At 56.8% G+C, this 23,613-nt stretch carries 23 protein-coding genes; 3 read left to right on the top strand and 20 right to left on the bottom strand.

Annotated elements, in window-relative coordinates; translation table 11 throughout:
- Window positions 1–8 precede the first annotated feature (8 nt).
- The 15 genes from recO to B9Z35_RS01825 all read right to left on the bottom strand — a co-directional run bounded on the left by recO (window position 9) and on the right by B9Z35_RS01825 (window position 14,106).
- The gene (recO, locus tag B9Z35_RS01895) at window positions 9–776 is read right to left on the bottom strand and encodes a DNA repair protein RecO (protein WP_108281962.1); all 768 of its coding nucleotides are present in this window, start codon (window positions 774–776) and stop codon (window positions 9–11) included.
- 16 nt (window positions 777–792) lie between these two features.
- Window positions 793–1,752 carry a GTPase Era gene (gene era / locus B9Z35_RS01890; protein ID WP_199219774.1) on the bottom strand — a complete coding sequence of 320 codons (960 nt, stop codon included), beginning with the start codon at window positions 1,750–1,752 and terminating at the stop codon, window positions 793–795.
- 130 nt (window positions 1,753–1,882) lie between these two features.
- Entirely contained in the window at window positions 1,883–2,602 is a 720-nt protein-coding gene (rnc, locus tag B9Z35_RS01885) for a ribonuclease III (protein WP_108281960.1), read from the bottom strand.
- Complete coding sequence (gene lepB, locus B9Z35_RS01880) at window positions 2,599–3,594, bottom strand: signal peptidase I (RefSeq protein WP_108281959.1); 996 nt, start codon at window positions 3,592–3,594, stop codon at window positions 2,599–2,601. Before lepB ends, rnc begins: the two co-directional genes overlap by 4 nt.
- Window positions 3,594–5,402, bottom strand: a complete 1,809-nt coding sequence (gene lepA, locus B9Z35_RS01875) for a translation elongation factor 4 (protein WP_108281958.1) — start codon at window positions 5,400–5,402, stop codon at window positions 3,594–3,596. The genes lepB and lepA overlap by 1 nt, the downstream gene beginning before the upstream one ends.
- A 458-nt stretch (window positions 5,403–5,860) precedes the next feature.
- The gene (locus tag B9Z35_RS01870; RefSeq protein ID WP_108282781.1) at window positions 5,861–7,336 is read right to left on the bottom strand and encodes a DegQ family serine endoprotease; all 1,476 of its coding nucleotides are present in this window, start codon (window positions 7,334–7,336) and stop codon (window positions 5,861–5,863) included.
- A 14-nt stretch (window positions 7,337–7,350) separates the two neighbouring features.
- Complete coding sequence (locus tag B9Z35_RS01865) at window positions 7,351–7,785, bottom strand: hypothetical protein (protein ID WP_108281957.1); 435 nt, start codon at window positions 7,783–7,785, stop codon at window positions 7,351–7,353.
- 10 nt (window positions 7,786–7,795) lie between these two features.
- Window positions 7,796–9,040, bottom strand: a complete 1,245-nt coding sequence (gene fabF, locus B9Z35_RS01860) for a beta-ketoacyl-ACP synthase II (protein ID WP_108281956.1) — start codon at window positions 9,038–9,040, stop codon at window positions 7,796–7,798.
- Window positions 9,041–9,056: 16 nt separating this feature from the next.
- The gene (acpP, locus tag B9Z35_RS01855; RefSeq protein WP_104801359.1) at window positions 9,057–9,296 is read right to left on the bottom strand and encodes an acyl carrier protein; all 240 of its coding nucleotides are present in this window, start codon (window positions 9,294–9,296) and stop codon (window positions 9,057–9,059) included.
- Window positions 9,297–9,387: 91 nt separating this feature from the next.
- On the bottom strand, window positions 9,388–10,131 hold the full coding sequence (gene fabG, locus B9Z35_RS01850) for a 3-oxoacyl-ACP reductase FabG (RefSeq protein WP_108281955.1): 744 nt from the start codon (window positions 10,129–10,131) through the stop codon (window positions 9,388–9,390).
- 15 nt (window positions 10,132–10,146) lie between these two features.
- The gene (gene fabD, locus B9Z35_RS01845) at window positions 10,147–11,097 is read right to left on the bottom strand and encodes an ACP S-malonyltransferase (RefSeq protein ID WP_108281954.1); all 951 of its coding nucleotides are present in this window, start codon (window positions 11,095–11,097) and stop codon (window positions 10,147–10,149) included.
- A 40-nt stretch (window positions 11,098–11,137) separates the two neighbouring features.
- Complete coding sequence (locus B9Z35_RS01840; protein ID WP_108281953.1) at window positions 11,138–12,139, bottom strand: beta-ketoacyl-ACP synthase III; 1,002 nt, start codon at window positions 12,137–12,139, stop codon at window positions 11,138–11,140.
- 12 nt (window positions 12,140–12,151) lie between these two features.
- Window positions 12,152–13,183 (bottom strand): phosphate acyltransferase PlsX, encoded by a 1,032-nt coding sequence (gene plsX, locus B9Z35_RS01835; protein WP_108281952.1) that lies wholly within the window; start codon window positions 13,181–13,183, stop codon window positions 12,152–12,154.
- A gap of 75 nt (window positions 13,184–13,258) precedes the next feature.
- Window positions 13,259–13,441 (bottom strand): 50S ribosomal protein L32, encoded by a 183-nt coding sequence (rpmF, locus tag B9Z35_RS01830; RefSeq protein ID WP_100131470.1) that lies wholly within the window; start codon window positions 13,439–13,441, stop codon window positions 13,259–13,261.
- 101 nt (window positions 13,442–13,542) lie between these two features.
- Window positions 13,543–14,106: a DUF177 domain-containing protein gene (locus B9Z35_RS01825; protein ID WP_233246445.1), complete on the bottom strand. Its 564-nt coding sequence runs from the start codon at window positions 14,104–14,106 to the stop codon at window positions 13,543–13,545.
- Between the two features lie 2 nt (window positions 14,107–14,108).
- Between B9Z35_RS01825 and B9Z35_RS01820 the strand changes: the two genes are divergently transcribed.
- Entirely contained in the window at window positions 14,109–14,714 is a 606-nt protein-coding gene (locus B9Z35_RS01820; RefSeq protein WP_108281951.1) for a Maf family nucleotide pyrophosphatase, read from the top strand.
- Window positions 14,711–15,481 carry an SAM-dependent methyltransferase gene (locus B9Z35_RS01815; protein WP_108281950.1) on the top strand — a complete coding sequence of 257 codons (771 nt, stop codon included), beginning with the start codon at window positions 14,711–14,713 and terminating at the stop codon, window positions 15,479–15,481. The genes B9Z35_RS01820 and B9Z35_RS01815 overlap by 4 nt, the downstream gene beginning before the upstream one ends.
- A gap of 108 nt (window positions 15,482–15,589) precedes the next feature.
- Here B9Z35_RS01815 and B9Z35_RS01810 read toward each other — a convergent pair whose 3' ends face one another.
- From B9Z35_RS01810 to B9Z35_RS01795, 4 genes are read right to left on the bottom strand one after another with little or no spacing between them, the layout of a single operon-like run.
- The gene (locus tag B9Z35_RS01810) at window positions 15,590–16,558 is read right to left on the bottom strand and encodes a S49 family peptidase (protein WP_108281949.1); all 969 of its coding nucleotides are present in this window, start codon (window positions 16,556–16,558) and stop codon (window positions 15,590–15,592) included.
- A gap of 19 nt (window positions 16,559–16,577) precedes the next feature.
- Entirely contained in the window at window positions 16,578–16,961 is a 384-nt protein-coding gene (locus B9Z35_RS01805; RefSeq protein ID WP_108282779.1) for a Rieske 2Fe-2S domain-containing protein, read from the bottom strand.
- Window positions 16,962–16,966: 5 nt separating this feature from the next.
- A complete protein-coding gene (locus tag B9Z35_RS01800) occupies window positions 16,967–17,632 on the bottom strand; it encodes an HAD family hydrolase (protein ID WP_108281948.1) in 666 nt (221 codons plus the stop codon).
- Complete coding sequence (locus B9Z35_RS01795; protein WP_233246444.1) at window positions 17,629–18,642, bottom strand: RluA family pseudouridine synthase; 1,014 nt, start codon at window positions 18,640–18,642, stop codon at window positions 17,629–17,631. The genes B9Z35_RS01800 and B9Z35_RS01795 overlap by 4 nt, the downstream gene beginning before the upstream one ends.
- Before the next feature lie 559 nt (window positions 18,643–19,201).
- Between B9Z35_RS01795 and B9Z35_RS01790 the strand changes: the two genes are divergently transcribed.
- Window positions 19,202–22,147: an Rne/Rng family ribonuclease gene (locus B9Z35_RS01790; protein WP_108281947.1), complete on the top strand. Its 2,946-nt coding sequence runs from the start codon at window positions 19,202–19,204 to the stop codon at window positions 22,145–22,147.
- A 167-nt stretch (window positions 22,148–22,314) separates the two neighbouring features.
- On the opposite strand, the gene B9Z35_RS01785 is transcribed toward B9Z35_RS01790, so the two are convergent.
- Entirely contained in the window at window positions 22,315–23,613 is a 1,299-nt protein-coding gene (locus tag B9Z35_RS01785; RefSeq protein WP_108281946.1) for a heme biosynthesis protein HemY, read from the bottom strand.

The following is a 23,613-nucleotide window of genomic DNA, read 5'->3' as shown; positions in this document are numbered from 1 at the left end:
TGCGTAAATCAAAGGGATTGCAGGTCAATCATCATCTGCCGCGTGCGCAGTGTTTTGACCCCGCAATGGTAGTGCAGCAAGGCCCGTAACTGGCCCTGCAAGGCGTTGCGATGCTCGGGTGGCATCTCGGCGCACAAACGCAGCGTGGCGGTGAATGGCGCGTCTGTAGACAGGCTGTCGTGCAGCTGCAACCACACGCTGCCGGCTAGGCCTGTGCGGTCTTGCGCGTTATGGGTACGCAAGCCACCCTCAGCCACCAGCACATACAAGGCGTCGGGCTGCAAAGGGCTAAGCGTGAGGGTTTGGGCGTTGAGCTCGGGCAAGAAGCCGATGTCGCGCAACAGCAGCAGCTCAAAGGCGCGCAGTGCGGGGGCTATCGTGCCCTCATGGCCCGAGGCCAATACTTGCACCACTTGGCGGTACAGATCAAACAAGTTGGGGTGCGGGTCATCACGCGCCAGCAGGCGAAGCAACAACTCATTGATGTAATAGCCAGACAGCAGCGCCTCGCCCGTGGGCATGATGTGGCCGCCCACCCATTCAGCGCCCTTCAAGGTGCGAATTTCGGCATCGCCCGAATAGCTCACGTACAGCGGCTGCAAAGGCAGCAGCACAGGGCGAAAGTTGGAGGTGGGTTTTTTAGCGCCTTTGGCCACCAAAGCCACTCGACCAAAGTGGCGGGTGAAGGTTTCCAAAATCAAGCTGGACTCGCTCCAGTCGTAGCGGTGCACCACGAACGCGGGCTCGTCATGGATGCGGGGAATGCCCCGCGTCATTGTGAAGGTGCTGGATTTACTCGTAGCCAAAGCTACGCACCCGCGCTGCATCGTCGGCCCAACCCGAGCGCACTTTGACCCACAGCTCTAAGAACACTTTGGCGTCGTAGAGTTTTTCCAACTCGGTGCGGGCTTCCATGCCCATGCGCTTCAAGCGCTCGCCTTTGTCGCCAATGACCATGGCTTTGTGACCATCGCGTTCGACCACGATGGTGGCGGCAATGCGCACCAAGCGTTTAACGCCTTTGGTCTTGCCCTTTTCTTCTTCGAACTTGTCGATCACGACGGTCGAGGTGTAGGGCAATTCGTCACCGGTGAGGCGGAACAATTTTTCGCGCACCATTTCGGCGGCCATGAATTTTTCGCTGCGGTCGGTCAGCTCGTCAGCGGCGTACATCCACGCTTGCTCGGGCAGGTATTTTTCGGCAATGCCTAAGAGGCGCTGCACATCTTTGTCGTTCTTGGCCGACATGGGCACGATTTCGGCAAAGGGATGACGGTCTTGCATGGCCTGCAGCCACTGCATGATCTCGGGACGGTTCTTCATGGTGTCGAGCTTGTTCGCCACCAAGATGGTGGGAATGCCGGGGGCCAAGAGCGACAACACTTTTTCGTCCGCCGAAGTAAAGCTACCCGCCTCGACCACCAAGAACACCACGTCCACATCGCCCACTGCGCCTTGCACAGCTTTGTTGAGCGATTTGTTCAAGGCGTTGCCGTGGATGGTTTGAAAACCGGGCGTATCCACAAACACATATTGCGCCGCGCCTTGGGTGTGCATGCCCGTGATGCGGTGGCGCGTGGTTTGTGCCTTGCGTGAAGTGATGCTGATTTTTTGACCGACCAAAGCATTGAGCAAGGTGGACTTGCCCACGTTGGGTTTGCCCACGATGGCAATCAGGCCACAGCGTTGGTCGGCAGGTGCCACCACCGCTTGACTGGCGACAACACGGTTGCCTTTGCTGGCAGCCAGCATGGCATCGATGTCTTGCAAGGTTTGTTCGTTGTTTGGAGTGGTCATGCTGTGGCCTCCTGACGAGCCGCCTCTAAGGAGGCCAGCGCCCCCTCGGGGGGCAGCGAATACACGAAGTGATGTGCGTGGGGGTTCATAGATTCTCTTTAATCACTTGGAGCATGGCTGCTGCGGCGGCTTGCTCTCCTGCGCGGCGCGAGCCGCCAATGCCACGCTCGCAGCGGGCTAGTTCTGGAACTTCACATTCCACATCAAACGTTTGTTTGTGCGCTGCACCCAAGGTGCCCACCACACGGTAGATAGGCAGCTTGAACTTGCGTGCTTGCAGCCATTCTTGTAATTCGGTTTTGGCGTCTTTGCCCACGGCTTGCATGTCGGGGTTGATTTCAACCTTGGCAAAAATGCGTTGCACCAAAGCGTCTGCAGCCACGTAACCTGCGTCGAGATACACCGCACCCAACACAGCTTCGAGGGCATCAGCCAAGATGGAGGGGCGCTTTTGGCCGCCAGAGTTCATCTCGCCCTCGCCCAAACGCAGGATGCCAGACAAGCCCAGCTCAACCGCCAAGTGGTGCAAAGTGTCTTGCTTGACCAAGTTGGCGCGCACGCGGGACAAGTCGCCCTCAGGCAAAGTGCCGAGCTGCTTGTAGAGCATATTGGCTACGGCCAAATTGAGCACCGAGTCACCCAAGAACTCCAAGCGCTCGTAATGGTCAGAGCTGAAGCTGCGGTGCGTCAGCGCCTGCGTGAGTAACGCAGGGTTTTGAAAGGTGTACTCCAAGCGCGCTTGAAGCGTCTCAAGGATTTGTTGTTGAGACGGGCTGGGTCGGTCTGAACGTGCGCGCGATGTCATTGAAATGCGCCGATGCGCGAGAGGCTGCCAAAGTTCATCCAAACAAAGAAGGCTTTGCCCACGATGTTTTGCTCAGGCACAAAGCCCCAATAGCGCGAGTCGAGTGAGTTGTCGCGGTTGTCACCCATCATGAAGTAGTGGCCAGCTGGTACTTTGCAGGTCACGCCTTCGACGGTGTAGTGGCAGTTGTCTTTGAATGCGAAGTCTTCCGCACCCGGAATGAACGAAGGACGGTCCTTGTCGTTCAAAAGGTTGTGGATGCGCATGTCCTTCATCTCGGAAGGCTTGGAACCCACAGGCAGCTTTTCTTCAAACTGCGTGATGTAACGCATGCTGTCTTGCTCAAAGAAATCCGCACGCGGTGCTTTGGCAACGGGTTGACCGTTGATGGTGAGCTGCTTGTTCAAGTAAGCCACTTCGTCACCGGGCACGCCAATGACGCGCTTGATGTAATCGAGGCTAGGTTTGGGTGGGTAGCGAAACACCATGACATCGCCGCGCTGCACAGGGTTGCCATCGGTCAGCTTGGTATTGAGCACAGGCAGACGCACGCCGTAGTGGAACTTGTTCACCAAAATCAGGTCGCCCACATGCAAAGTGGGAATCATGGAACCCGATGGAATTTTGAAGGGCTCAAACAAAAATGAGCGCAACACAAAAACCACGGCGATGACGGGGAACAGGCCCGCTGTCCAATCCAGCCACCAAGGCTGCATGTACAGACGCTCTTTGGCCTCGGTCACGTTTACATCGGTTTGAGTAATACCCTGGGCATTCAACTCAGCGGTGCGTTTGTCGGCTTGGGCTTGCAGGGCTTCAGCCGCAGCTTTACGCTGGGGCAAGAAGTAGAACTGCTCGGCCAACCAGTAAATGCCGGTGACGACGGTGGCCATGAACATGAGCAAGGCAAAGTTGCCTTCGATCATGCCCAGATACCAAGAACCAGCGTAGCCCACAAAGGCTGCCAGTACGAATGCGGTCAACGTAGCCATTAATCCTCCACCTGCAAGATCGCCAAGAAGGCTTCTTGCGGAACTTCCACCGAACCGATTTGCTTCATGCGCTTCTTACCTGCTTTTTGCTTCTCAAGCAGCTTGCGTTTGCGGCTGATGTCGCCGCCGTAGCATTTTGCCAGCACGTTCTTGCGCAAAGCCTTGATGGTTTCACGCGCAATGATGTTGGCACCAATGGCGGCTTGAATCGCCACGTCATACATCTGACGGCTGATGATCTCGCGCATCTTGGCCACCACGGCACGGCCACGGTACTGTGACTGTGAACGGTGCACGATGATGGACAAGGCATCGACCTTCTCGCCGTTGAGCAAGATGTCGACTTTCACCACATCAGAGGCGCGGTACTCTTTGAATTCATAGTCCATCGAGGCATAGCCGCGCGAGACCGATTTGAGCTTGTCAAAGAAGTCAAGCACGATTTCGCCCAAAGGCATCTCATACGTCAACATCACTTGGCGACCGTGGTACGCCATGTTCATTTGAATGCCGCGCTTTTGGTTGGCCAGTGTCATCACTGCGCCCACGTAATCTTGCGGCATGTAAAGGTGCACGGTCACGATGGGCTCGCGAATTTCGTGCAGCTTGCCTTGGTCGGGCATCTTGGATGGGTTTTCAACCATCACCACTTCGTCACCGGGCATGACCACTTGGTACACCACGCTAGGCGCGGTGGTAATCAGGTCTTGGTCAAACTCACGCTCTAAGCGCTCTTGCACGATTTCCATGTGCAACAGGCCCAAGAAGCCGCAACGGAAACCAAAGCCCAGCGCTTGCGACACTTCAGGCTCGTATTGCAACGATGCGTCGTTGAGCTTGAGCTTTTCCAGCGCATCGCGCAAGCCGTCGTATTGGTTGGCTTCGGTGGGGTACAAACCCGCGAACACCTGTGGCTGAATTTCTTTAAAGCCAGGCAAGGCTTGCTCTGCTGGGCCTAAGTTGTTAGGCAGCTTCTTTTCCAAAGTGATGGTATCGCCCACCTTGGCGGCTTGCAGTTCTTTGATGCCCGCAATGATGTAGCCCACTTGGCCAGCTTCGAGCGACTGACGTGGCTCGTTGGCAGGGGTGAACACACCGAGGTTGTCGGCGTTGTAGACGGCCTCGGTGGCCATCATCTTGAAACGCTCGCCTTTACCCAAACGACCATCGACCACACGCACCAACATCACCACGCCCACGTAGCTGTCAAACCAGCTGTCAATGATCATGGCGCGCAGGGGCGCGTCTTTGTTGCCTTGCGGTGGCGGAATTTTGGCCACCACGGCTTCTAAGATTTCATCGATTCCCAAGCCTGTTTTGGCTGAGCATGGAATAGCGTCGGTGGCATCAATACCAATGACGTCTTCAATTTCTGCTTTGGCGTTCTCTGGATCTGCGTTGGGCAAATCCATTTTGTTGAGCACGGGGACCACTTCCACACCGAGGTCGAGTGCGGTGTAGCAGTTAGCAACCGTTTGTGCTTCCACACCCTGCGAAGCATCGACAACAAGCAACGCACCTTCGCATGCAGAGAGTGAACGCGACACTTCGTATGAGAAGTCAACGTGACCCGGTGTGTCGATCAAATTCAGGTTGTAGACCTGTCCATCTTTCGCTTTGTATTGCAACGCAGCGGTCTGTGCTTTGATAGTTATCCCACGTTCTTTTTCGATGTCCATCGAGTCGAGAACTTGCGCAGACATGTCGCGCTCTTCAAGTCCTCCGCAACGCTGAATCAAACGATCTGCAAGCGTTGATTTGCCGTGGTCGATGTGGGCAATGATTGAAAAGTTTCTGATGTTGTTCATCAACGGGAGCACTTAAGTGATTGAATTCAAAGGGAGAGCGCCAAGAAAAAAGGGCGCGTCATTCGCTGACGCGCCCGGAACCAACAAGCAATGGCAACTGCATAAGTTGGGAGTTCATTGTAGGCAAAAACCCCGATTTGCATAGAGACCTCGACGCATGTGAGGCCTCGTTGCGGGTTCGCAACATGAATTTATCCACAACTTATTAACATTTTGACAAAGGGGTTTGGGGGCAACTTGTGGGTGATCTGTGGAACACCTGTGGAGTTGATCAGCCAATCCCGTATCGTGGAGTTTTGGGCTTGCGATATATCGCAAAAACGCATTCAGCCCCTCGATTCTATACAAAAAGGGCTTGAACACATTATTTAAATTAGTAAGCACCAACTTAAAAACTATTTTTGTGACCCAAAAAAATATTTTTTTGATGCCCCTATTTCCGACTTTCGCAAAGGGATTTAACGCACAGGACGTATGACCGTGTACTGCGCCCACTCACCTCGACGAATCAAGAGGCTCACAGGCTTGCTGCGATCGAGTTTGGCAGTCAGCGCTTCCAAACTCTGCACATTGGGCGTTTCGATGTTAGCCAAGGCCAAAATCACATCACCTTCTTGAATACCAGCGCGTGCAGCAGGCTCTGCAACAGCATCCACGCGGACACCACCGCGCAATTTGAGCTCTTTCTTTTGGGTATCCGTCAATTCACCCACTGTCAGACCCAACACCTTTGCAACGTTACTGGCTTGGGGTTTTTCTTCAGCAGCCGCTTTCTTGACAGGCTTATCTGCTTCAAACTCGCCCACCGTGATGTGCATCTCTTTCGTGCTGCCACGACGCCAAACCTGAATGGCGCTGCGTGTGCCCGGCTTCGTGTTGCCAACCATACGAGGCAAGTCAGTCGACTTCTCGATGGTCTTGCCTTCGAACTTCAGAATGATGTCACCCGGCTCTATGCCAGCCTTCTCCGCTGGCGAGCCCTGCTCCACCCCACGCACCAAAGCACCTTGCGTTTTGGATAGACCCAACGACTCGGCCACTTCTTTGTTGACTTGGTCGATCTGCACACCCAAGCGACCACGTTGTACTTTGCCTGTGGCACGCAGCTGCTCACTCACGCGCACAGCTTCGTCAATAGGAATAGCAAACGAGATACCCATGAAGCCGCCAGAACGCGAATAGATTTGGCTGTTGATGCCCACAACTTCGCCGCGCATGTTGATGAGCGGCCCACCTGAGTTGCCGGGGTTGATGGCCACGTCGGTTTGAATGAAAGACAAGTAGTCACCCGTGTCGCGTTGTTTGGCGCTCACGATGCCGGCGGTCACCGTGTTGTCCAAACCGAAAGGCGAACCAATGGCCATGACCCACTCGCCCACTTTGAGTCGGTTGACATCGCCAATCTTTACAGCTGGCAAGCCAGTAGCGTCAATCTTCACCACAGCGACGTCGGTGCGCTTGTCTAAGCCCACGATGCGTGCTTTGAACTCACGTTTATCAGGCAAGGTCACCATCACTTGGTCTGCGCCATCGACCACGTGTGCGTTGGTCATGACAAAACCATCGGTCGACAGAATGAAGCCCGAGCCCACACCTCTAGGCTGCGCTTCTTCAGACTGACCACGGCGTTGCTGACGCGGCGCATTGGGATTGTTGGGAATGGGCATGGGCACGCCAAAAAACCGACGGAAAAACTCTTGCATCTCAGCATCGGGCTCGTTACCTTGAGCTTCACGCGTCGCCGCCTTCTCAAGCGTTCGGATGTTCACCACCGAGGGGCCGACTTGCTCGACCAACTCAGTGAAGTCAGGCAAGCCTTTCACAATCTGCGCAGCAGCAGGCTGCACCATAGCTACTTGCAGGCCTGTGGCCCATAAAGAGGCGCACAACACGCCAAGAGAGAGCGAACGTTTCAATACAAATGGACGCGCCATGTTTGTTTCCTTAATCACTTATCCGTGCGCTGGTACACAGCGCGACGTAAATCTTGCCAACGGTAGTCTGAGGCTTGCGAGCCCAACCACAACCACTGCGGTTTTGCATTCAGTTTGTCAGATGTGGGTTGCCAGCGTAAAAGCAAGGCTTTTTGTACATCAAGCGCCACATGCACGTCGCCCAAAGCATCTTCGAGACCTAAGCGTTGGTCGTGCAAACACCACACTTGGCCATCCCAGGTGAGCGTGCCTGCTTGACCCAATGCACACCATCCCAAAAGTAAGCCGAGTACTGCGGCGGCAACAGCCACATACCAAGTTGCAGTCAAACCCTGGTTCAGCGCCCAAGCCAACAGCACCGCTGACGTGAACACGGCAAACCCAACAAAAAGCCAATGCTGAAAAGCACAACGCCCCACCGGATATGAAACCGATGGGGCGTTGTACATGGCAAAAGCCTTAGACGCGTTTGAAAACTAACGCGCCGTTGGTGCCGCCAAATCCGAAGTTGTTTTTGAGAGCCACATCGATCTTCATGTCGCGTGCGGTGTTGGCGCAGTAGTCCAAGTCGCACTCAGGGTCTTGGTTGAAGATGTTGATGGTGGGTGGGCTCTTTTGGTGATAAATCGCCAAAGCCGTAAACACACTCTCAATGCCGCCAGCGCCGCCCAACAAGTGGCCAGTCATCGACTTGGTCGAGTTGACCACCGTCTTCTTGGCGTGATCGCCCAAGGCAGCCTTGATGGCGTTGGTTTCGTTGATGTCGCCCAGCGGTGTGGATGTGCCGTGTGCGTTCAAGTAGTCCACTTGATCAGCATTCACGCCAGCATTACGCAAAGCGCTCAGCATGGCGCGACGTGGGCCGTCCATATTAGGTGCGGTCATGTGACCCGCATCTGCACTCAGGCCATAGCCACCGAGTTCAGCGTAAATTTTGGCACCACGCTTTTTGGCATGTTCGTATTCTTCGAGCACCATGACGCCAGCACCTTCGCCCAAGACGAAACCATCGCGGTCTTTGTCCCAAGGACGTGAGGCAGTCGCAGGGTCATCGTTGCGGGTTGACAGTGCTCGCATGGAGGCAAAGCCACCCACGCCTAAGGGCGACATGCAGCCCTCAGAACCGCCAGCGATCATCACGTCGGCATCGCCGTACTCAATGTGACGACCGGCTTCGCCGATGCTGTGCAAGCCTGTGGTGCAGGCTGTGACCACGGCCAAGTTAGGGCCCTTGAAGCCGTAACGCATGGACACGTGACCAGAAATCATGTTGATGATGGACGCTGGCACGAAGAAAGGCGAAATACGACGTGGGCCTTTGGCCAACATTTCGTCGTGCATGCTTTCAATCAGCGGCAAGCCGCCAATGCCAGAGCCAATCACGACGCCAATGCGCGTCGCTTCTTCTTCGCTCAGGGCTTCGCCAGTGGCGAGGCCTGAGTCTTGAACCGCTTGCACCGCCGCAGCAATGCCGTAATGAATGAACTTGTCCATTGCACGCGCCTCTTTTGGAGGGATGTATTGGTCAAGGTCTAAATCTTTCACTTCACCAGCGAAGTGGCAATTGATGCCGGACGCGTCGAAGCGCGTGATGTTGGCAATGCCAGATTTACCAGCTAAAAGATTGGCCCAAGCGTCTGCCACCGTGTTACCCACGGGGCTGATACAACCCAGGCCGGTCACGACGACGCGACGACGGCTCATGCGGTGTTCCTAGTAGTTAGGCTTTTTTGTGTGTCAACGCGTAGTCAATCGCGTTTTGCACGGTGTTGATTTTTTCGGCATCTTCGTCTGGGATTTCAATACCAAACTCATCTTCCAATGCCATCACCAATTCCACTGTGTCCAGGGAGTCAGCACCTAAATCGGCCACGAAGGCTTTTTCGTTGGTAACTTGAGACTCTTCAACGCCGAGTTGTTCAGCAATGATTTTTTTGACACGTAGTTCGATATCGCTCATGGATTCCCTCTAAGGGTTGTGAATAAGACCGCTATTTTAACCGGACGGACTGACCGTATTGATTCTGTTGTGTGTTTTGATGCAAATGGCTTTACGCCATGAACATGCCACCGTTGACGTGCAGTTCTTGGCCCGTCACATAACTGGCATGCGCGCCCGCCAAATAGGCCACAGCGTGTGCAATGTCTGCAGGCTTGCCGAGGTGTCCCAACGGGATTTGGCCCAGCAAGGCTTTTTGTTGTTCTTCAGGCAATGAGGCCGTCATGTCGGTTTCGATGAAGCCTGGAGCCACACAGTTGACCGTGATACCGCGGCTGCCCAACTCACGCGCCAATGCGCGGGTCATGCCAGCCACACCGGCCTTAGCAGCTGCATAGTTGGCTTGACCGGGGTTGCCCGATGCGCCCACCACACTGGTGATGCTGATGATGCGGCCATAACGCTGCTTCATCATGGGGCGCATGACGGCGCGTGACATGCGGAACACGGCTTTGAGGTTGGTGTCGAGCACAGCATCCCAATCGTCATCTTTCATGCGCATGGCCAAGGTGTCGCGGGTGATGCCAGCGTTGTTCACCAATACATGCAAAGCACCATGGTCTTTGGTGATTTGTTCCAACAAAGCATCAATCGCAGCTGAGTCATTCACATTCAGGTTCGCACCGCGGCAACCTGCGTGAGCTGACAAAGCTTGGGTAATTTTGGCCGCGCCATCATCTGACGTGGCCGTGCCAATGACCAAATAGCCTTGTTGGGCTAACTCTTGGGCAATGGCTGCACCGATGCCGCGCGAAGCGCCAGTCACCAAGGCAATGTGTTGTTTGTGTTCGCTCATGTTCTTCTCTTTGGGTTAAGCCAGCGCAGTTTTGACTTCGGCCATGCTGGCGGGGTCAAACAAAGGCAAGCCTGTTAAATCTGCATCAATGCGCTTGGCCATGCCAGCCAAGACCTTGCCTGGGCCGCACTCGACCAAAGTGGTCACGCCGCGTGCCTTGATGGCTGCCACGCACTCGACCCAACGCACAGGGCCAAAGGCTTGGCGGTAGAGGGCGTCACGCATGCGGTCGGCGTCGGTTTCCACCGTCACGTCGATGTTGTTCACCACAGGAATTTGCGCTGCGGCAAAGCTTGTGGCGGCGAGTTTTTCTTTGAGGCGCTCAGCCGCTGGCTTCATCAAGCTGGAATGGAAAGGTGCAGACACGGGCAAAGGCAAGGCGCGCTTGGCACCGTTGGCTTTGAGCACTTCGCAAGCTTTTTCCACAGCAGCTTTGCTGCCAGCAATCACGGTTTGACCGGGGTCGTTGAAGTTGACAGCCTCCACTACTTCAGCAGAACCTGCACCAAATGTGGCTTGTGCTTCGGCACAGCCAGCAATCACTTGCGCAGCAGTCATACCCAAAATAGCAGCCATGGCGCCTGTACCCACGGGCACGGCTTCTTGCATGGCTTGCGCACGAAAGCGCACCAAAGGCGCGGCTTGCGCCAAAGTCAACACGCCAGAAGCGACCAAGGCGGAGTATTCACCCAAGGAATGGCCAGCCACCAGGCTAGGCACGGCGCCACCTTCGGCCAACCAAGCACGATACGCGGCCACAGCTGAGACCAGCATCACAGGTTGCGTGTTGGTGGTCAAGCCCAAAGCTTCTTTGGGGCCTTCATGGATCAGCTTGGCAATGTCTTCGCCCATAGCGTCAGACGCCTCAGCCAAAGTCTGAGCCACCACAGGGTTGTCGCCCCAAGCGTCGAGCATGCCGACGGATTGAGAGCCTTGACCTGGAAATACAAAAGCAAATGAAGTCATAACGTATTTAGAAGTTTGTCACACCAAGTCTTGCGCAGACTTACAGCTTGACCAGCACCGCACCCCATGTGAAGCCGCCACCCACGCCTTCGAGCATGAGGGTTTCGCCTTTTTTCACTTGGCCACTGCGTACGGCTTTGTCCAGCGCCAGCGGAATGGAAGCCGCCGAGGTGTTGCCATGATCGTGAACGGTCAGAACGACCTTTTCCATAGGTAGTTTCAGCTTTTTGGCTGTACTTTGGATGATGCGGATGTTGGCTTGGTGCGGCACCAACCAATCAATGTCGGCCTCTGTCAAGCCAGCTTTGTCCAGCACGGTGCGGGCCGCGCCTTCGAGCAAGCCCACTGCCAGCTTGAACACAGCTTGACCGTCCATCTTGAGCACAGGGTCGCCCAAGATGTTGCCGTTGCGCACATGGCCAGGCACACACAAGATGCCCACATGCTTGCCATCGGCGTGAATATCGGTCGCCAAAATGCCGGGCGTATCAGAAGCCTCCAGCACCACAGCGCCAGCGCCGTCACCAAACAACACGCAAGTGGTGCGGTCTTGGAAGTCGAGCAAGCGCGAAAAAATTTCAGAACCCACCACCAAGGCACGCTTGGCGTTACCCGCGCGAATCATGGCATCCGCCACGGTCAGGGCATAAATAAAGCCGCTACACACCGCTTGCACGTCAAACGCGGGAGCGCCAGCAATGCCAGCTGCATCTTCGTCCAACTGGGCGAGTTTGTGCTGCAAGATGGCCGCGGTCGATGGGAACACCATATCGGGTGTGGATGTGGCAACAATGATGAGGTCAATGTCTTGGGGGCGGCGACCCGCGGCTTCTAAGGCTTGCTTGCAAGCTTCAAAGGCCAGGTCGCTGCTGCTCACCTCGGGGGCGGCAAAGTGGCGGGCACGGATGCCTGTGCGCTCAACAATCCATTCGTCAGAGCTTTCCACACCTTGTGTGGCAAGTTCCGCGACCAAGTCTGCGTTGGTCAACCGGCGGGGAGGGAGAAAACTACCAGTGCCAGTGATTCGGGAGAAAAGGGTCATTAATCAGGTGGCTCAGGCCGAGACGTCTGATTGTCCTAGGGCTAACAAAGGAGCCGCATGGGCAATTCGAGAACGCACACGTTCGAGCAAGTTATGGTGAGCTGCATCATACGCGCGGTTCAAAGCAGTACCAAAGGCTACATCATCGGCAGATCCATGGCTCTTGAACACGATGCCATTGAGCCCCAACAGGGCCGCACCGTTGTAACGGCGGTGGTCGACCTTGTCTTTGAAGTCAGAAAGCACAGGATAAGCGAAGATGGCTGCAATTTTCGTGAAGATGTTGTGCGTAAACGAATTTTTAAGCGTTTCGCTGATCTTGTGCGCTAAGCCTTCGCTGGCTTTCAGGGCCACGTTGCCCACAAAACCATCGCACACGATCAAATTGACTGTGCCTTGGTAAATGTCTGTGCCTTCGACATTGCCATAAAAGTTCAAATCACCAGAGTTAGCAGCAGTTCGCAGCAATTCGCCGGTTTTCTTGATAACTTCGTTACCTTTGATGTCTTCTTCGCCGATGTTCAACAAACCAACGGTGGGGCTTTCGATGTTATCGAGCACCGACACCAAGGCAGAACCCATCACAGCAAACTGCAGCAAGTGATGCGGCGTGCAATCGACATTGGCACCCAAATCAAGCATGGTCGTGCCGCCGCCTTTGAAGTCGGGCATGCGGCCCGCAATGGCTGGGCGATCGATGCCGTCAATGGTTTTAAGAAGATAACGTGCGATCGCCATCAATGCACCCGTGTTACCAGCAGATACCACGGCTTGAGCGGCACCGGTCTTGACTTGCTCAATCGCCACACGCATGGACGAATCTTTTTTGCGGCGCAATGCCACTTCAATGGGGTCGTCCATGGCCACCACTTCAGAGGCCGCGACGACTTGAGCACGGGGATGGGAGAAAGTTGACAGCGCATCAGGCAGACCGACCAACAAGAGTTTGGCGTCTGGGTGCGTATCTAAGAAACGGCGACAGGCCACCAGCGTGACACGCGGGCCATGGTCGCCACCCATGCAATCAACAGCAAGAGTGGTCATGCAGGTTTCTTCTCGTCAAAAAAACAAAAGCCCGAGGCGCCAAAGACAGCCACGGGCCAATGAGGTATGAAGTAATTAAGCTTCAGACTTGGTCTTCAACACTTTGCGACCACGGTAGAAACCGGTGGGGCTGATGTGATGACGCAAGTGGATTTCACCAGTCGTTGGCTCAACGGCTGTGCCGGGAGCTGTCAACGCTGTGTGCGAGTTGTGCATGCCGCGCTTGGAAGGAGATTTTTTGTTTTGTTGAACAGCCATGATTGGCTCCTGGAACTAAATGTTGGTAAACCGTTTGGCCACTAACTAACCAAGGGTCAGCGTGACGCGAAGCCTGAAATTATAGCCCAACTCCTCAGGTCTTAGTGCTTGCGTGTTTTGAGCGATGCCAGCACGGCAAACGGGTTGGGTTTGGCTTCGGCCATGATGGCCTCTTCTTCTTTTGAAGTTGGCGCCTGCTCACTCAGACACGCTGGATGCATGGGGACCAAAGGCAAGCTCATCAGCAGTTCGTCTTCAATCAGCCCCATCAAATCAAAGCTGTCTTCCAGCACCAAGAGGTCTTCTTCAGACTCATCGTCTTCGGCCACAGCTGTGGCTTCATCGGCCACGAAACGGAAATCTTGCTCAATCAGCAACTCAACCGGCACGGGGTGCAAGCAGCGTTGGCAGGTCAAGGGCACAGTGGCTTTGGCTTCGAGGTGCAGCCAAGCATCGTCTTTGCCACGCTGCTCGGGATCAATCGCACCTTGCGCCGACCAAGTCACGTGGCCCGTCACCTCGCCGCTGCAGTCTGCGGCCAAGCGCTCAAATTCAACCACGGGGGTGTCACCCTCCAGGTGCATTTGCGCCTTGGCAAAGGCTTTGACATCAAGGCTGTGAAGGTTCTTTGGTTTTTGCATGCGCGCCAGTGTAAGAGAATCCATCCATGTCTATTGCACAACGCGCCCTGATTTTGGGCTCTACCTCCCGATACCGCCGCGAACTGCTGCAACGTTTGCGCGTGCCTTTTGACGTGGTCAGCCCCGATGTGGACGAAACGCCATTACCTAGCGAAGCCCCGCAAGCCCTCGCCACCCGCTTGGCGCTGGCCAAAGCCAAAGCCGTAGCCGCGCTTCACCCCAGCGCGGTGGTGATTGGCTCAGACCAAGTGGCTGACCTCAACGGCGAACCCTTGGGCAAGCCCGGCACCCACGAACGCGCCGTGTCGCAACTGCAACTCATGCGCGGCCAAACCGTGGTGTTTCAAACCGCCGTGTCGGTGGTGTGCCAAGCCAGCGGCTTTGAACAAACCGAACTCGCACAAATCAAGGTGCGCTTTCGCGAGCTGAGCGATGCCGAAATTGAAGCCTACCTGCGCGCCGAAGAACCTTACGACTGCGCCGGTAGCGCCAAAAGCGAAGGCCTAGGCATTGCTCTGCTTGACGCCATTGACAACGACGACCCCACTGCCCTGATTGGCTTGCCCATGATCCGCACCGCCCGCCTCCTGCGTGCCGCTGGCATTGACTTGTTAGGAGCCATGAAGCCATGACCACAAGTACGCAAAAAGGCACGCTCTACCTCGTGCCCACACCGCTGGACTTTGGCTGTGACACCCAAGCCCCCATCACCGATGTGCTGCCGCAAGAAACCTTGCGCGTGGCAGCGGGCATGACGCACTGGATTACCGAGAACGCCAAAAGCACCCGCGCCTTTTTAAAGCGCGTCGATGCCCAAGTGCCCTTGGCCAAAACGATTCAAGAAAACACCATCACCGAACTGCCCCGCGAGGTGCACAAAAAAGGCGACCACACGGGCGAGTTTGATGCCAAGCCCATGCTCAAAGCAGCGTTGGCTGGCCACGATGTGGGCTTGGTCAGCGAAGCGGGCATGCCTGCAGTGGCTGACCCTGGCTCGTCGGTGGTACGCGCCGCACACGAACTAGGCATTCGCGTGGTTCCGCTGGTTGGCCCTGTGTCGTTGCTGCTAGCCTTGGCAGCCAGTGGTTTGAACGGGCAAAACTTTGCGTTTGTGGGCTACTTGCCGCAAGACGGCGCAGCACGCACGCAGCGTTTGCGCGAGTTGGAAAACCTCGCGGCCAAACACGGCCAAACTCAACTGTTCATCGAAACCCCCTACCGCAACCAAGCCCTATGGGATGCGTTGGTCAACGGCCTGCAAGGCAACACCCGCTTGGCCCGCGCCAGCGGCTTGACCATGGCCAGCATGCAAGTGCACTGCAAAACTGTGCAAGCGTGGCGCAGTGCGGGCAAGGCCCAAATCTCGGGTGAACCGACTGTGTTTTTGATTGGTAAATAACGCGACACAGGCATCATGAAAAAAGGCTCCTTTCGGAGCCTTTTTGCTTTGAGCCGAAGCGACCAAGTCGCTCGCAGCTCTTTAAATATCAGCGCGGATCAACACGAATCAACGCACGGCAGGCATGGTTTGCATCGCACGCACAGCACCTTCACCCATGGCAGCGCCAAAGCGCTTGGCCAGACGCTCGGCCACGTTGTCGTGGCGGGTGTAATCGATGATGTCTTCGGCTTTCACAATTTCGCGGGCCACGTAGTCGAGGTTACCCAAACCATCAGCCAAGCCAAGGTCCACCGCTTGCTCACCGCTCCAGAACAAACCGCTGAACAACTCTGGGGTTTCTTTCAAACGTTTGCCACGCCCTTCGCGCACCACTTTGATGAACTGTTGATGAATTTGATCCAGCAAGGTTTGCGCATGGGCGCGTTGATTTTTGGTTTGGGGGCTGAAAGGATCTAAGAAACCCTTGTTCACGCCAGCAGTCATTAAGCGACGCTCAACGCCCAGCTTATCCATCAACCCAGTGAAGCCAAAACCGTCCATCAGCACGCCAATGCTGCCCACGATGCTGGCTTTGTCCACGTAAATTTCATCCGCTGCTACCGCAATGTAATACGCGGCAGAGGCGCAAGACTCTTCCACCACGGCGTACACGGGCTTCTTGTGTTTTTCTTTCAAGCGGCGAATTTCGTCGTTGATGATGCCCGCTTGCACAGGGCTGCCCCCGGGCGAGTTGATTTGCAACACCACCGCTTGCGAACCTTCGTCTTCAAACGCAGCGCGCAAAGCCGTCACCACCCACTCGGCGCTGGCATCTGCCCCATCGGCGATTTCGCCTTTGATGGCCACCACAGCGGTGTGCGGCTGGCTGGGACTAGAGCCGCCCATGCCGCCCTTGTGTGCGCCCGTCCACAGCAAAACAATGATCAGCGCCAACCATGCAAAGCGGAAAAAGATGCGCCAGCGGCGGCTCGCGCGTTGCTCGGCCAGCGTAGCAAACGCCAAGCGCTCCAAGGTGTCGCGCTCCCACACCGTTTTGTGGCTGGGGTTTTCTTGGTTTTCGTGGTACTCGGACATGTCAGTGGGTTTTCGCAAATTAATCTAGAAATTCGAAAGGCTTCAAGTTGTACGCAGTATGCCAGTGGACCACGCCATCGTTCTCAGAGAGGTCAATTTTGACCAAGCCACCGCGGCACGGGCCGCCTGCGCACTCGCCCGTGTCAGGCGCGTACTCGGCCCCGTGGGTCGCGCACATCAGCCAGCGGCCTGAGGCATCAAAGAACTGGTCGGGCTGGAAATCCATTTCCATGGCCACATGGGTGCAGCGGTTCAGGTAAGCGTGGGGCTGGCCTTCAAAGCGGATGGCAAAGGCGCGGCAGGTTTGGCCAGCAAACACAACGTCAAACGGCACAGCTCGGCCACCTTCGGCCAAATCGGCGCTGTTGCAAAGAGGAATGATTTGCGAAGCGAGGTCAGTCATGGCGATCAAGCATTGGCTAACAACCAGTCGTGCAACTCCTTCACAGAGTGCGCGATGAATCGTGGGTTCAAGGGTTCAAACTGGCCGTGGTCGTGCGCACCATAGCTCACACCCACACTGGCGCAGCCCGCATTCACGGCCATTTGCAGGTCGTGTGTGGTGTCGCCAATCATCAAGGTGCGCTCGGGCTCTACGCCAAACTCACGCATCAGCTCGTGCAGCATGCGTGGGTGGGGCTTGCCGGCGGTTTCGTCTGCCGTGCGCGAGCCATCAAACACGCCTTTGAGTTCAGCGGTGTGCAAAGCGTCGTCCAAGCCACGGCGGCTTTTGCCGGTGGCCACGGCGAGCCAGTGGTGTCGTTCACGCAAAGCGGCCAGCAAGGGCAACACACCTTCAAACAAAGCGATGTCGTTGGCGTGCTTCATGTAATGGAAGCGGTAGCGCTCGCCCAACAACGGATATTTGTCATGCGGCACATCGGGTGCGGCATGGGCCAGCGCAGGCATCAGGGCCATGCCAATCACATAAGACGCCGCCTCATCTGTGGGCTTGACCCCACCCACATCCACAACCGCGGCTTGAATGCAGCGGGTGATGATTTGCGTGGAGTCAAACAGCGTGCCATCCCAATCGAAGGCAATCAAATCAAACTGGCGCGGGCGTGTGGTCATACGTCGAGGTGCGGTTGAATGATGGGTGGCTGAATGCCGTCCACAAAGTTTTTCAGCTCCGGCGGCAGCGGCGCTTGCAGGCTGACGGGGCGGTGGCTTTGCGGATGCTGGAACTTGAGCTGCCACGCGTGCAAGAACATGCGCTTGAGGCCCATCTTCTGCAAGAGTTTGTTGTGTTCGAAGTCGCCGTATTTGTCGTCGCCCGCAATCGGGTGGCCTTGGCTGGCCAAGTGCACACGAATTTGGTGGGTGCGGCCGGTTTTGATGGTCACTTCCAGCAGCGTGTAAGGGCCCACGGTGCGTGCCACACGCACGAGCGTGATGGAGCGCATGCCATTGGGGTCGTCCTTGCCCACCACTTTGACACGGCGTTCGCCCTCACCCACGCCGTTCGGAATGGTGTATTTCATTAGAGGCGAGTCAATCACCTTCTTGTTAGACGGCCACAGGCCCAGCACCAAGGCCAAATAAGTTTTGCCTGTTTCGCGGTCGCGGAACTGGTCTTGAAGGTGTTTGAGGGCGCTGCGCTTTTTAGCCACCAGCAGCACGCCTGAGGTTTCGCGGTCCAAGCGGTGGACCAGCTCTAAATTGGTCGAGGCTGGGCGGGCACGGCGCAGTTGCTCAATCACACCAAAGCTCACGCCACTGCCACCGTGCACGGCCACGCCTGCGGGCTTGTCGATGGCCATCATGGCCTCGTCCTCCATCAGCACCGGAAATTCACGGGCTGGGGCAGGCGCATCAGCCTTGGCCTGCACTTGGGCGGACACGCGCACCGGCGGCAAGCGCACCAAATCGCCCGCCTCCACGCGCTGCTCGGCAGAGGCGCGGCCCTTGTTCACCCGCACCTCGCCGGAGCGAATGATGCGGTAGACGTGGGTTTTTGGCACGCCCTTGAGGTGGCGCATGAGGAAGTTGTCTAGGCGCTGACCAGCCGAGTCTTCGTCGACAGTCAGTGTTTTTACCGAGGGGGCGGGGGTTGGGGCCGAAGCCCCTATAATGTGATTCACCAGCGTTTTGCTCTAAGTGCTTGATTTAACAGAGATTAGACCATGTACTGACGAACGCGGTAAGGTCGATGCCCCTTTTGTGCCCGAGACGCAGACCCAGTACCCAAGAGACTGAGTGGCCCTCGCCCCAAAAGTTGAGCCGACGCTCAGAAAACACTGAAACGGAATACCCCAAGTTGTGGAGGCTCTTTTGAAAAGCCTTCATGACGGATTACTGCAAGAAGCAAAAACGATGGTTGTGGCAATGTTGATGTTGATGGAACTCTGCACAGAGTGGCTTTTGCCACCGACTGTGTGCAGCGTTGCGCGTCGCACCCTTGCCAGCTGGACCAGCCCTGTCTCCCCTGCACCGGCTCATCAAGCCACGCACTCGACAACAGGACAACCGCGACTTCTTGCCCTTATCCACGCGCCCACCCACCGTCCCCTGCGCTGATCTCACATTGATTAGCGTGGAGGCGACGGTCTCAGCGGCAATTCCCTTCGTTCTCTGACGTCCCTCAGGCATCGTTGGCCCGTCATGGGCCTGTGATGATTTGACTCGTGAAGGAACCGCATCATGAAACGGATGCTCATTAATGCAACCCAGTCGGAAGAACGCCGCCTGGCCATCGTCGACGGCCAAAAACTGCTCGACTATGAAATCGAAATCGAAGGTCGCGAACAGCGCAAAGGCAACATTTACAAAGCAGTCGTGACCCGCGTCGAGCCTTCGCTCGAAGCTTGCTTTGTGGACTACGGCGAAGACCGCCACGGCTTCTTGCCATTCAAAGAAATCTCCAAGCAGTATTTCGCCGAAGGCGTGTCTGCGAGCCAAGCCCGTATCCAAGACGCCATCAAAGAAGGCCAAGAACTCTTGGTCCAAGTGGAAAAAGAAGAACGTGGCAACAAGGGCGCAGCCCTGACCACCTTCATCAGCTTGGCCGGTCGCTATGTCGTGCTCATGCCCAACAACCCGCGTGGTGGCGGCGTTAGCCGCCGCATCGAGGGCGACGACCGCGCAGAACTCAAAGAAGCGATGGACCAATTGGAATACCCCAAAGGTATGTCCATCATCGCGCGCACTGCTGGCATTGGCCGCAGCGCCCCCGAGTTGCAATGGGACTTGAACTACTTGCTCAAGTTGTGGACTGCCATCGATGGTGCCAAGGGTGCCAAAGGCGCGTTCTTGATTTATCAAGAATCCAGCTTGGTCATTCGTGCCATCCGCGACTACTTCAACCATGACATCGGCGACATCTTGATCGACACCGATGACATCTATGAGCAAGCGCACCAGTTCATGGCCCACGTCATGCCTGAGCACGCCGCTCGCGTGAAGCGCTACAGCGACGAAACCCCGCTGTTCAGCCGCTTCCAAATCGAACACCAAATCGAGTCGGCCTATGCCCGTACCGTCAACCTGCCATCAGGCGGCGCGATTGTGATTGACCACACCGAAGCGTTGGTATCGGTGGACGTCAACTCGGCACGCGCCATCAAAGGCGGCGACATCGAAGAAACTGCCACTCGCACCAACCTGGAAGCCGCCGACGAAGTGGCCCGCCAAATGCGCTTGCGCGACTTGGGCGGCCTGATCGTCATCGACTTCATTGACATGGACGAAAGCCGCAACCGCCGTGACGTGGAAAACCGCTTGCGCGAAGCCTTGCGCCACGACCGCGCCCGCGTGCAATTTGGCACCATCAGCAAATTCGGCTTGATGGAAATGAGCCGCCAACGCCTGCGTCCTGCACTGAGCGAAGGTGCTTCGATTCCTTGCCCACGCTGCGGTGGCTCTGGCCACGTGCGTGACACCGAGAGCTCGGCGCTGCAAATCTTGCGCATCATCCAAGAAGAGTCCATGAAGGACAACACGGCCGCCGTGTACGCCCAAGTGCCGGTGGAAGTGGCCTCGTTCTTGTTGAACGAAAAGCGCACTGAAATTGCCAAGATTGAAATCCAACAACGCTTGAACGTGTTGCTCGTGCCTAACAAGACACTGGAAACACCGAACTACAAGTTGGAGCGTCTCAAACACGACGACCCACGCCTCGACCGCGTGGAAGCCAGCTACAAAATGGCCGAGGAGTTTGAAGACCCAACCGCCGTGACACGCCGCTCACAAGAACCTACCAACAAGCAAACGCCCGTCATCAAAGGCGTGTTGCCTGATGCACCTGCGCCAGCACATGAGCCAAAGCCTGCTGCACCTACGAAAGCACCTGCACAAGCACGTGGCGCTAAGCCTGCGGCCAAAGCACCCGAAGCTAAATCGGGCGGATTGTGGGGTTGGTTCACTGGTTTGTTCAGCAGCGACTCAAAAGAAGAAGCCAAGCCAGCCGTGGGCGACAAAAAGCCAGGCGAACGCGGCGAGCGCCGTGATGGCCGCAGCGCCAATGGCCGAGGCGGCCGTGGTGGTCGCGGTGGCCGTGGTGGTGACCGTGCCGAGCGCGGTGAGCGCCCTGAAGGTCAAGGTCGCAACGCTGAAGGCCGTAACGATCGCAACGCTGAAGGCGTTGAGGCCCGTGGCGAGCGCCCAGCGCGCGGCGAGCGTACCGAGCGCGGTGAAGGTGGTCGCAGCGAAGGTCGCGCTCCACGCCAAGACCGCAACCGCGGTGGACGCGGCGAAGGCCGAAATGGTGAAGTTCGTAATGCCGAAGGCCAAGCCGCCCTCGACAACAACGCCTCACCTGAAGCCCAAGCCGAAGCACGCGCCAAAGCACGCAACGAGCGCATGGCCCGCGAAGAGCGTGGCGAAAGCACCGAAGGCGGTAATGAGCAACGCGAACCTCGCGCAGAGCGCGGTGATCGTGCAGAACGTGGTGAAGGTGGTCAAGGCCGTCGCGAACGCAGCCCACGCGGCGAGCGCAACGAGGGTCGCCGTGAACGCGCACCTCGCTTGGACGAGAACGGCAACCCAGAAGTCTTGCCGCTCGACAACGCAGCAGCTGCTGAAGGCCAAGCCCCGCAAACCGACGAGAACGGTGGCGAGCGTCGTGAGCGCCGCTCACGCGACCGCTACGGCCGTGACCGCCGCGAGCGTGGCGACCGCGCACCACGTGAAGAAGGTTCTGCAGAACACGCCGACAACGGCCACACTGCTGAGCACGACCACGCAGCTCATGACCACGCATCAAACGAGCAAGCGCCACAAGAAGCCCGCGAACCACGTGAGCCACGCCAACCGCGTGAACCACGCGAGCAACGCGAACCTCGTGCTGAGCGTCAAGAGCGCGCTCCACGTCACGCACCCCGTGATGAAGCGCCGCAAGCTGCACCTGCAGCCCCCGCCCGCTCTGGCATGCCACGCGTTCAAGCGTTCACATTGCCTGTGGCCGACATGCAAGCCGTGGCCCAAGGCAGCGGTTTGGAATGGGTCAACTCCAATCCAGAACGCATCGCAGCCGTGCAAGCCGCCATCGCAGCCGAGCCTAAGCCCGTGCATGTGCCACGTGAGCGTCCACCGCTGGTGATCTTGGATGAAGGCCCACTGGTGTTGGTTGAGACCCGCAAGGATCTGTAAACCACCCTCACCCCGCAAGGGGTGGTGAGTCCCAAAAGAAAACGGCCTAGAGAAATCTAGGCCGTTTTTGTTTGTGGTGTGTAGTGATGTTTGACCCTCTAGGTAAAACATGCTGCGCAGCAGCTACGGCCATGTACAGGTGATGGCATGACTAAAGCACTGCTGCTTTATGCAGCCACTTCAGCGGCTCGTTTCCAACACAACTGGGCACGTGCCGTGTCTTCTTTTTGCTCAGCCAATTGAGCCAAGGTGCGCCACGCTTGGCGCTGCATGTCGGCATGGGAGAGTTGCGGTGCAGCTTGCTCCAGCATCTGTTGGGCCTTACCCCACAAGGCGTGATGCCAGCACACCATGCCAGCCAAGTACTGCAACTCCACCCAGCGTGGGTAAGTTTGACGTGCGCGGTCGATGCTTGCCAACCACTCGGGGTCAGTGGGCAACATCAACAAAGCACGGGCCAAGGTTTGGGCCACGCGCTCGCGAATGGCGGGTGTGCAGCTGTCGGGCTGCTGCACCATGCGGTTCCACAACGGTGTGAGCCAAGGCATCACGGCCGTGGCTTCGCCGCTGAGTTTGAGCATGCGTTGTGCAGCATGCAGCACCACTTCGGGTTGGTTGCGCTCAGAAGCTTCTAAGCCTTCCCACGCGCGTTGCAATTGGGCGCTGTCATGCGCCTCGTTCAAACTGGAAACAGCCAACTCGCGTAACAAGCTTTGACCTGCGGTTTCTGAAAACGCACCGTGCTTAGACAACAAACGCGCCGTCTCTAATGCCGTGCGGTGTTGTTGATTTAGGCGTGCTGCTTTGAGGCGCATGCGCAAGGCCAGCATACGGCGTGCAGCACCATGACGCAGTCCATCCAACCAACGCATGGCCTCGGGTGCATCGCGGTCACTCATAGCCCAACGAGCAGCGGCCAAGTAGGCGGACTCCATGGTTTCTTCCACGGTCTCGCCAGACTCATCACGGTTCATCGCCATGATGGCTTGCAGGTGCGACACGCGTGTGTCACGGTCACGCAAAGCGTGCGCACTTTCAGCAGCCACCAAATGCGCCACCGCGCGCAACTGATGCGCGTGACGAGGTGCAGGGTCATCAGGGGTACGCACCGAGGCCAATAGGCTTTCCAAAGCCAGCGCTTTATCGGCCGACTTCACGGCACGCACATAGCGGCCACTCCACAGCTCGGACAAAGCATCTAACAAAGCGGCGTGCATGGCACGCTCTTTTTGTTGCAAGCGCCAGCGACGAGCTTGGTGCGGTAATTCAAACAAAGCCGTCATAGCACGCCATGCCAAGTGCAACATGACGAACAACACCACGAGTGCCAGCAACACCAAATTGAGCGACAAGTCGACACGGTACGGCGACCAAAACACAGTGACCGTGCTTTGATTACCACCGGCCAACAAGGCCGAAGCCACGGCCACGCCAAACAAGGCCACAAACCACAAAGCTGCTCTCAT

Origin of the sequence: Limnohabitans sp. Jir61, from assembly GCF_003063545.1 — a bacterium.
Classification (GTDB): domain Bacteria; phylum Pseudomonadota; class Gammaproteobacteria; order Burkholderiales; family Burkholderiaceae_C; genus Limnohabitans.
This window is presented reverse-complemented; position numbering and strand designations above follow the sequence as displayed.

Coding starts and splice junctions, on each gene's coding strand:
- B9Z35_RS01820 (WP_108281951.1), top strand. CDS start 14,109: ATGTCTATTGCACAACGCGCCCTGATTTTGGGCTCTACCTCCCGATAC.
- B9Z35_RS01805 (WP_108282779.1), bottom strand. CDS start 16,961: ATGACTGACCTCGCTTCGCAAATCATTCCTCTTTGCAACAGCGCCGAT.
- era (WP_199219774.1), bottom strand. CDS start 1,752: ATGCTGGCTGCCAGCAAAGGCAACCGTGTTGTCGCCAGTCAAGCGGTG.
- B9Z35_RS01815 (WP_108281950.1), top strand. CDS start 14,711: ATGACCACAAGTACGCAAAAAGGCACGCTCTACCTCGTGCCCACACCG.
- B9Z35_RS01870 (WP_108282781.1), bottom strand. CDS start 7,336: ATGGCGCGTCCATTTGTATTGAAACGTTCGCTCTCTCTTGGCGTGTTG.
- B9Z35_RS01785 (WP_108281946.1), bottom strand. CDS start 23,613: ATGAGAGCAGCTTTGTGGTTTGTGGCCTTGTTTGGCGTGGCCGTGGCT.
- lepB (WP_108281959.1), bottom strand. CDS start 3,594: ATGGCTACGTTGACCGCATTCGTACTGGCAGCCTTTGTGGGCTACGCT.
- fabF (WP_108281956.1), bottom strand. CDS start 9,040: ATGAGCCGTCGTCGCGTCGTCGTGACCGGCCTGGGTTGTATCAGCCCC.
- recO (WP_108281962.1), bottom strand. CDS start 776: ATGACGCGGGGCATTCCCCGCATCCATGACGAGCCCGCGTTCGTGGTG.
- B9Z35_RS01810 (WP_108281949.1), bottom strand. CDS start 16,558: ATGTCCGAGTACCACGAAAACCAAGAAAACCCCAGCCACAAAACGGTG.
- plsX (WP_108281952.1), bottom strand. CDS start 13,183: ATGACCACTCTTGCTGTTGATTGCATGGGTGGCGACCATGGCCCGCGT.
- B9Z35_RS01865 (WP_108281957.1), bottom strand. CDS start 7,785: ATGTACAACGCCCCATCGGTTTCATATCCGGTGGGGCGTTGTGCTTTT.
- B9Z35_RS01790 (WP_108281947.1), top strand. CDS start 19,202: ATGAAACGGATGCTCATTAATGCAACCCAGTCGGAAGAACGCCGCCTG.
- rpmF (WP_100131470.1), bottom strand. CDS start 13,441: ATGGCTGTTCAACAAAACAAAAAATCTCCTTCCAAGCGCGGCATGCAC.
- B9Z35_RS01825 (WP_233246445.1), bottom strand. CDS start 14,106: ATGGATTCTCTTACACTGGCGCGCATGCAAAAACCAAAGAACCTTCAC.
- rnc (WP_108281960.1), bottom strand. CDS start 2,602: ATGACATCGCGCGCACGTTCAGACCGACCCAGCCCGTCTCAACAACAA.
- lepA (WP_108281958.1), bottom strand. CDS start 5,402: ATGAACAACATCAGAAACTTTTCAATCATTGCCCACATCGACCACGGC.
- acpP (WP_104801359.1), bottom strand. CDS start 9,296: ATGAGCGATATCGAACTACGTGTCAAAAAAATCATTGCTGAACAACTC.
- B9Z35_RS01800 (WP_108281948.1), bottom strand. CDS start 17,632: ATGACCACACGCCCGCGCCAGTTTGATTTGATTGCCTTCGATTGGGAT.
- fabG (WP_108281955.1), bottom strand. CDS start 10,131: ATGAGCGAACACAAACAACACATTGCCTTGGTGACTGGCGCTTCGCGC.
- B9Z35_RS01840 (WP_108281953.1), bottom strand. CDS start 12,139: ATGACCCTTTTCTCCCGAATCACTGGCACTGGTAGTTTTCTCCCTCCC.
- fabD (WP_108281954.1), bottom strand. CDS start 11,097: ATGACTTCATTTGCTTTTGTATTTCCAGGTCAAGGCTCTCAATCCGTC.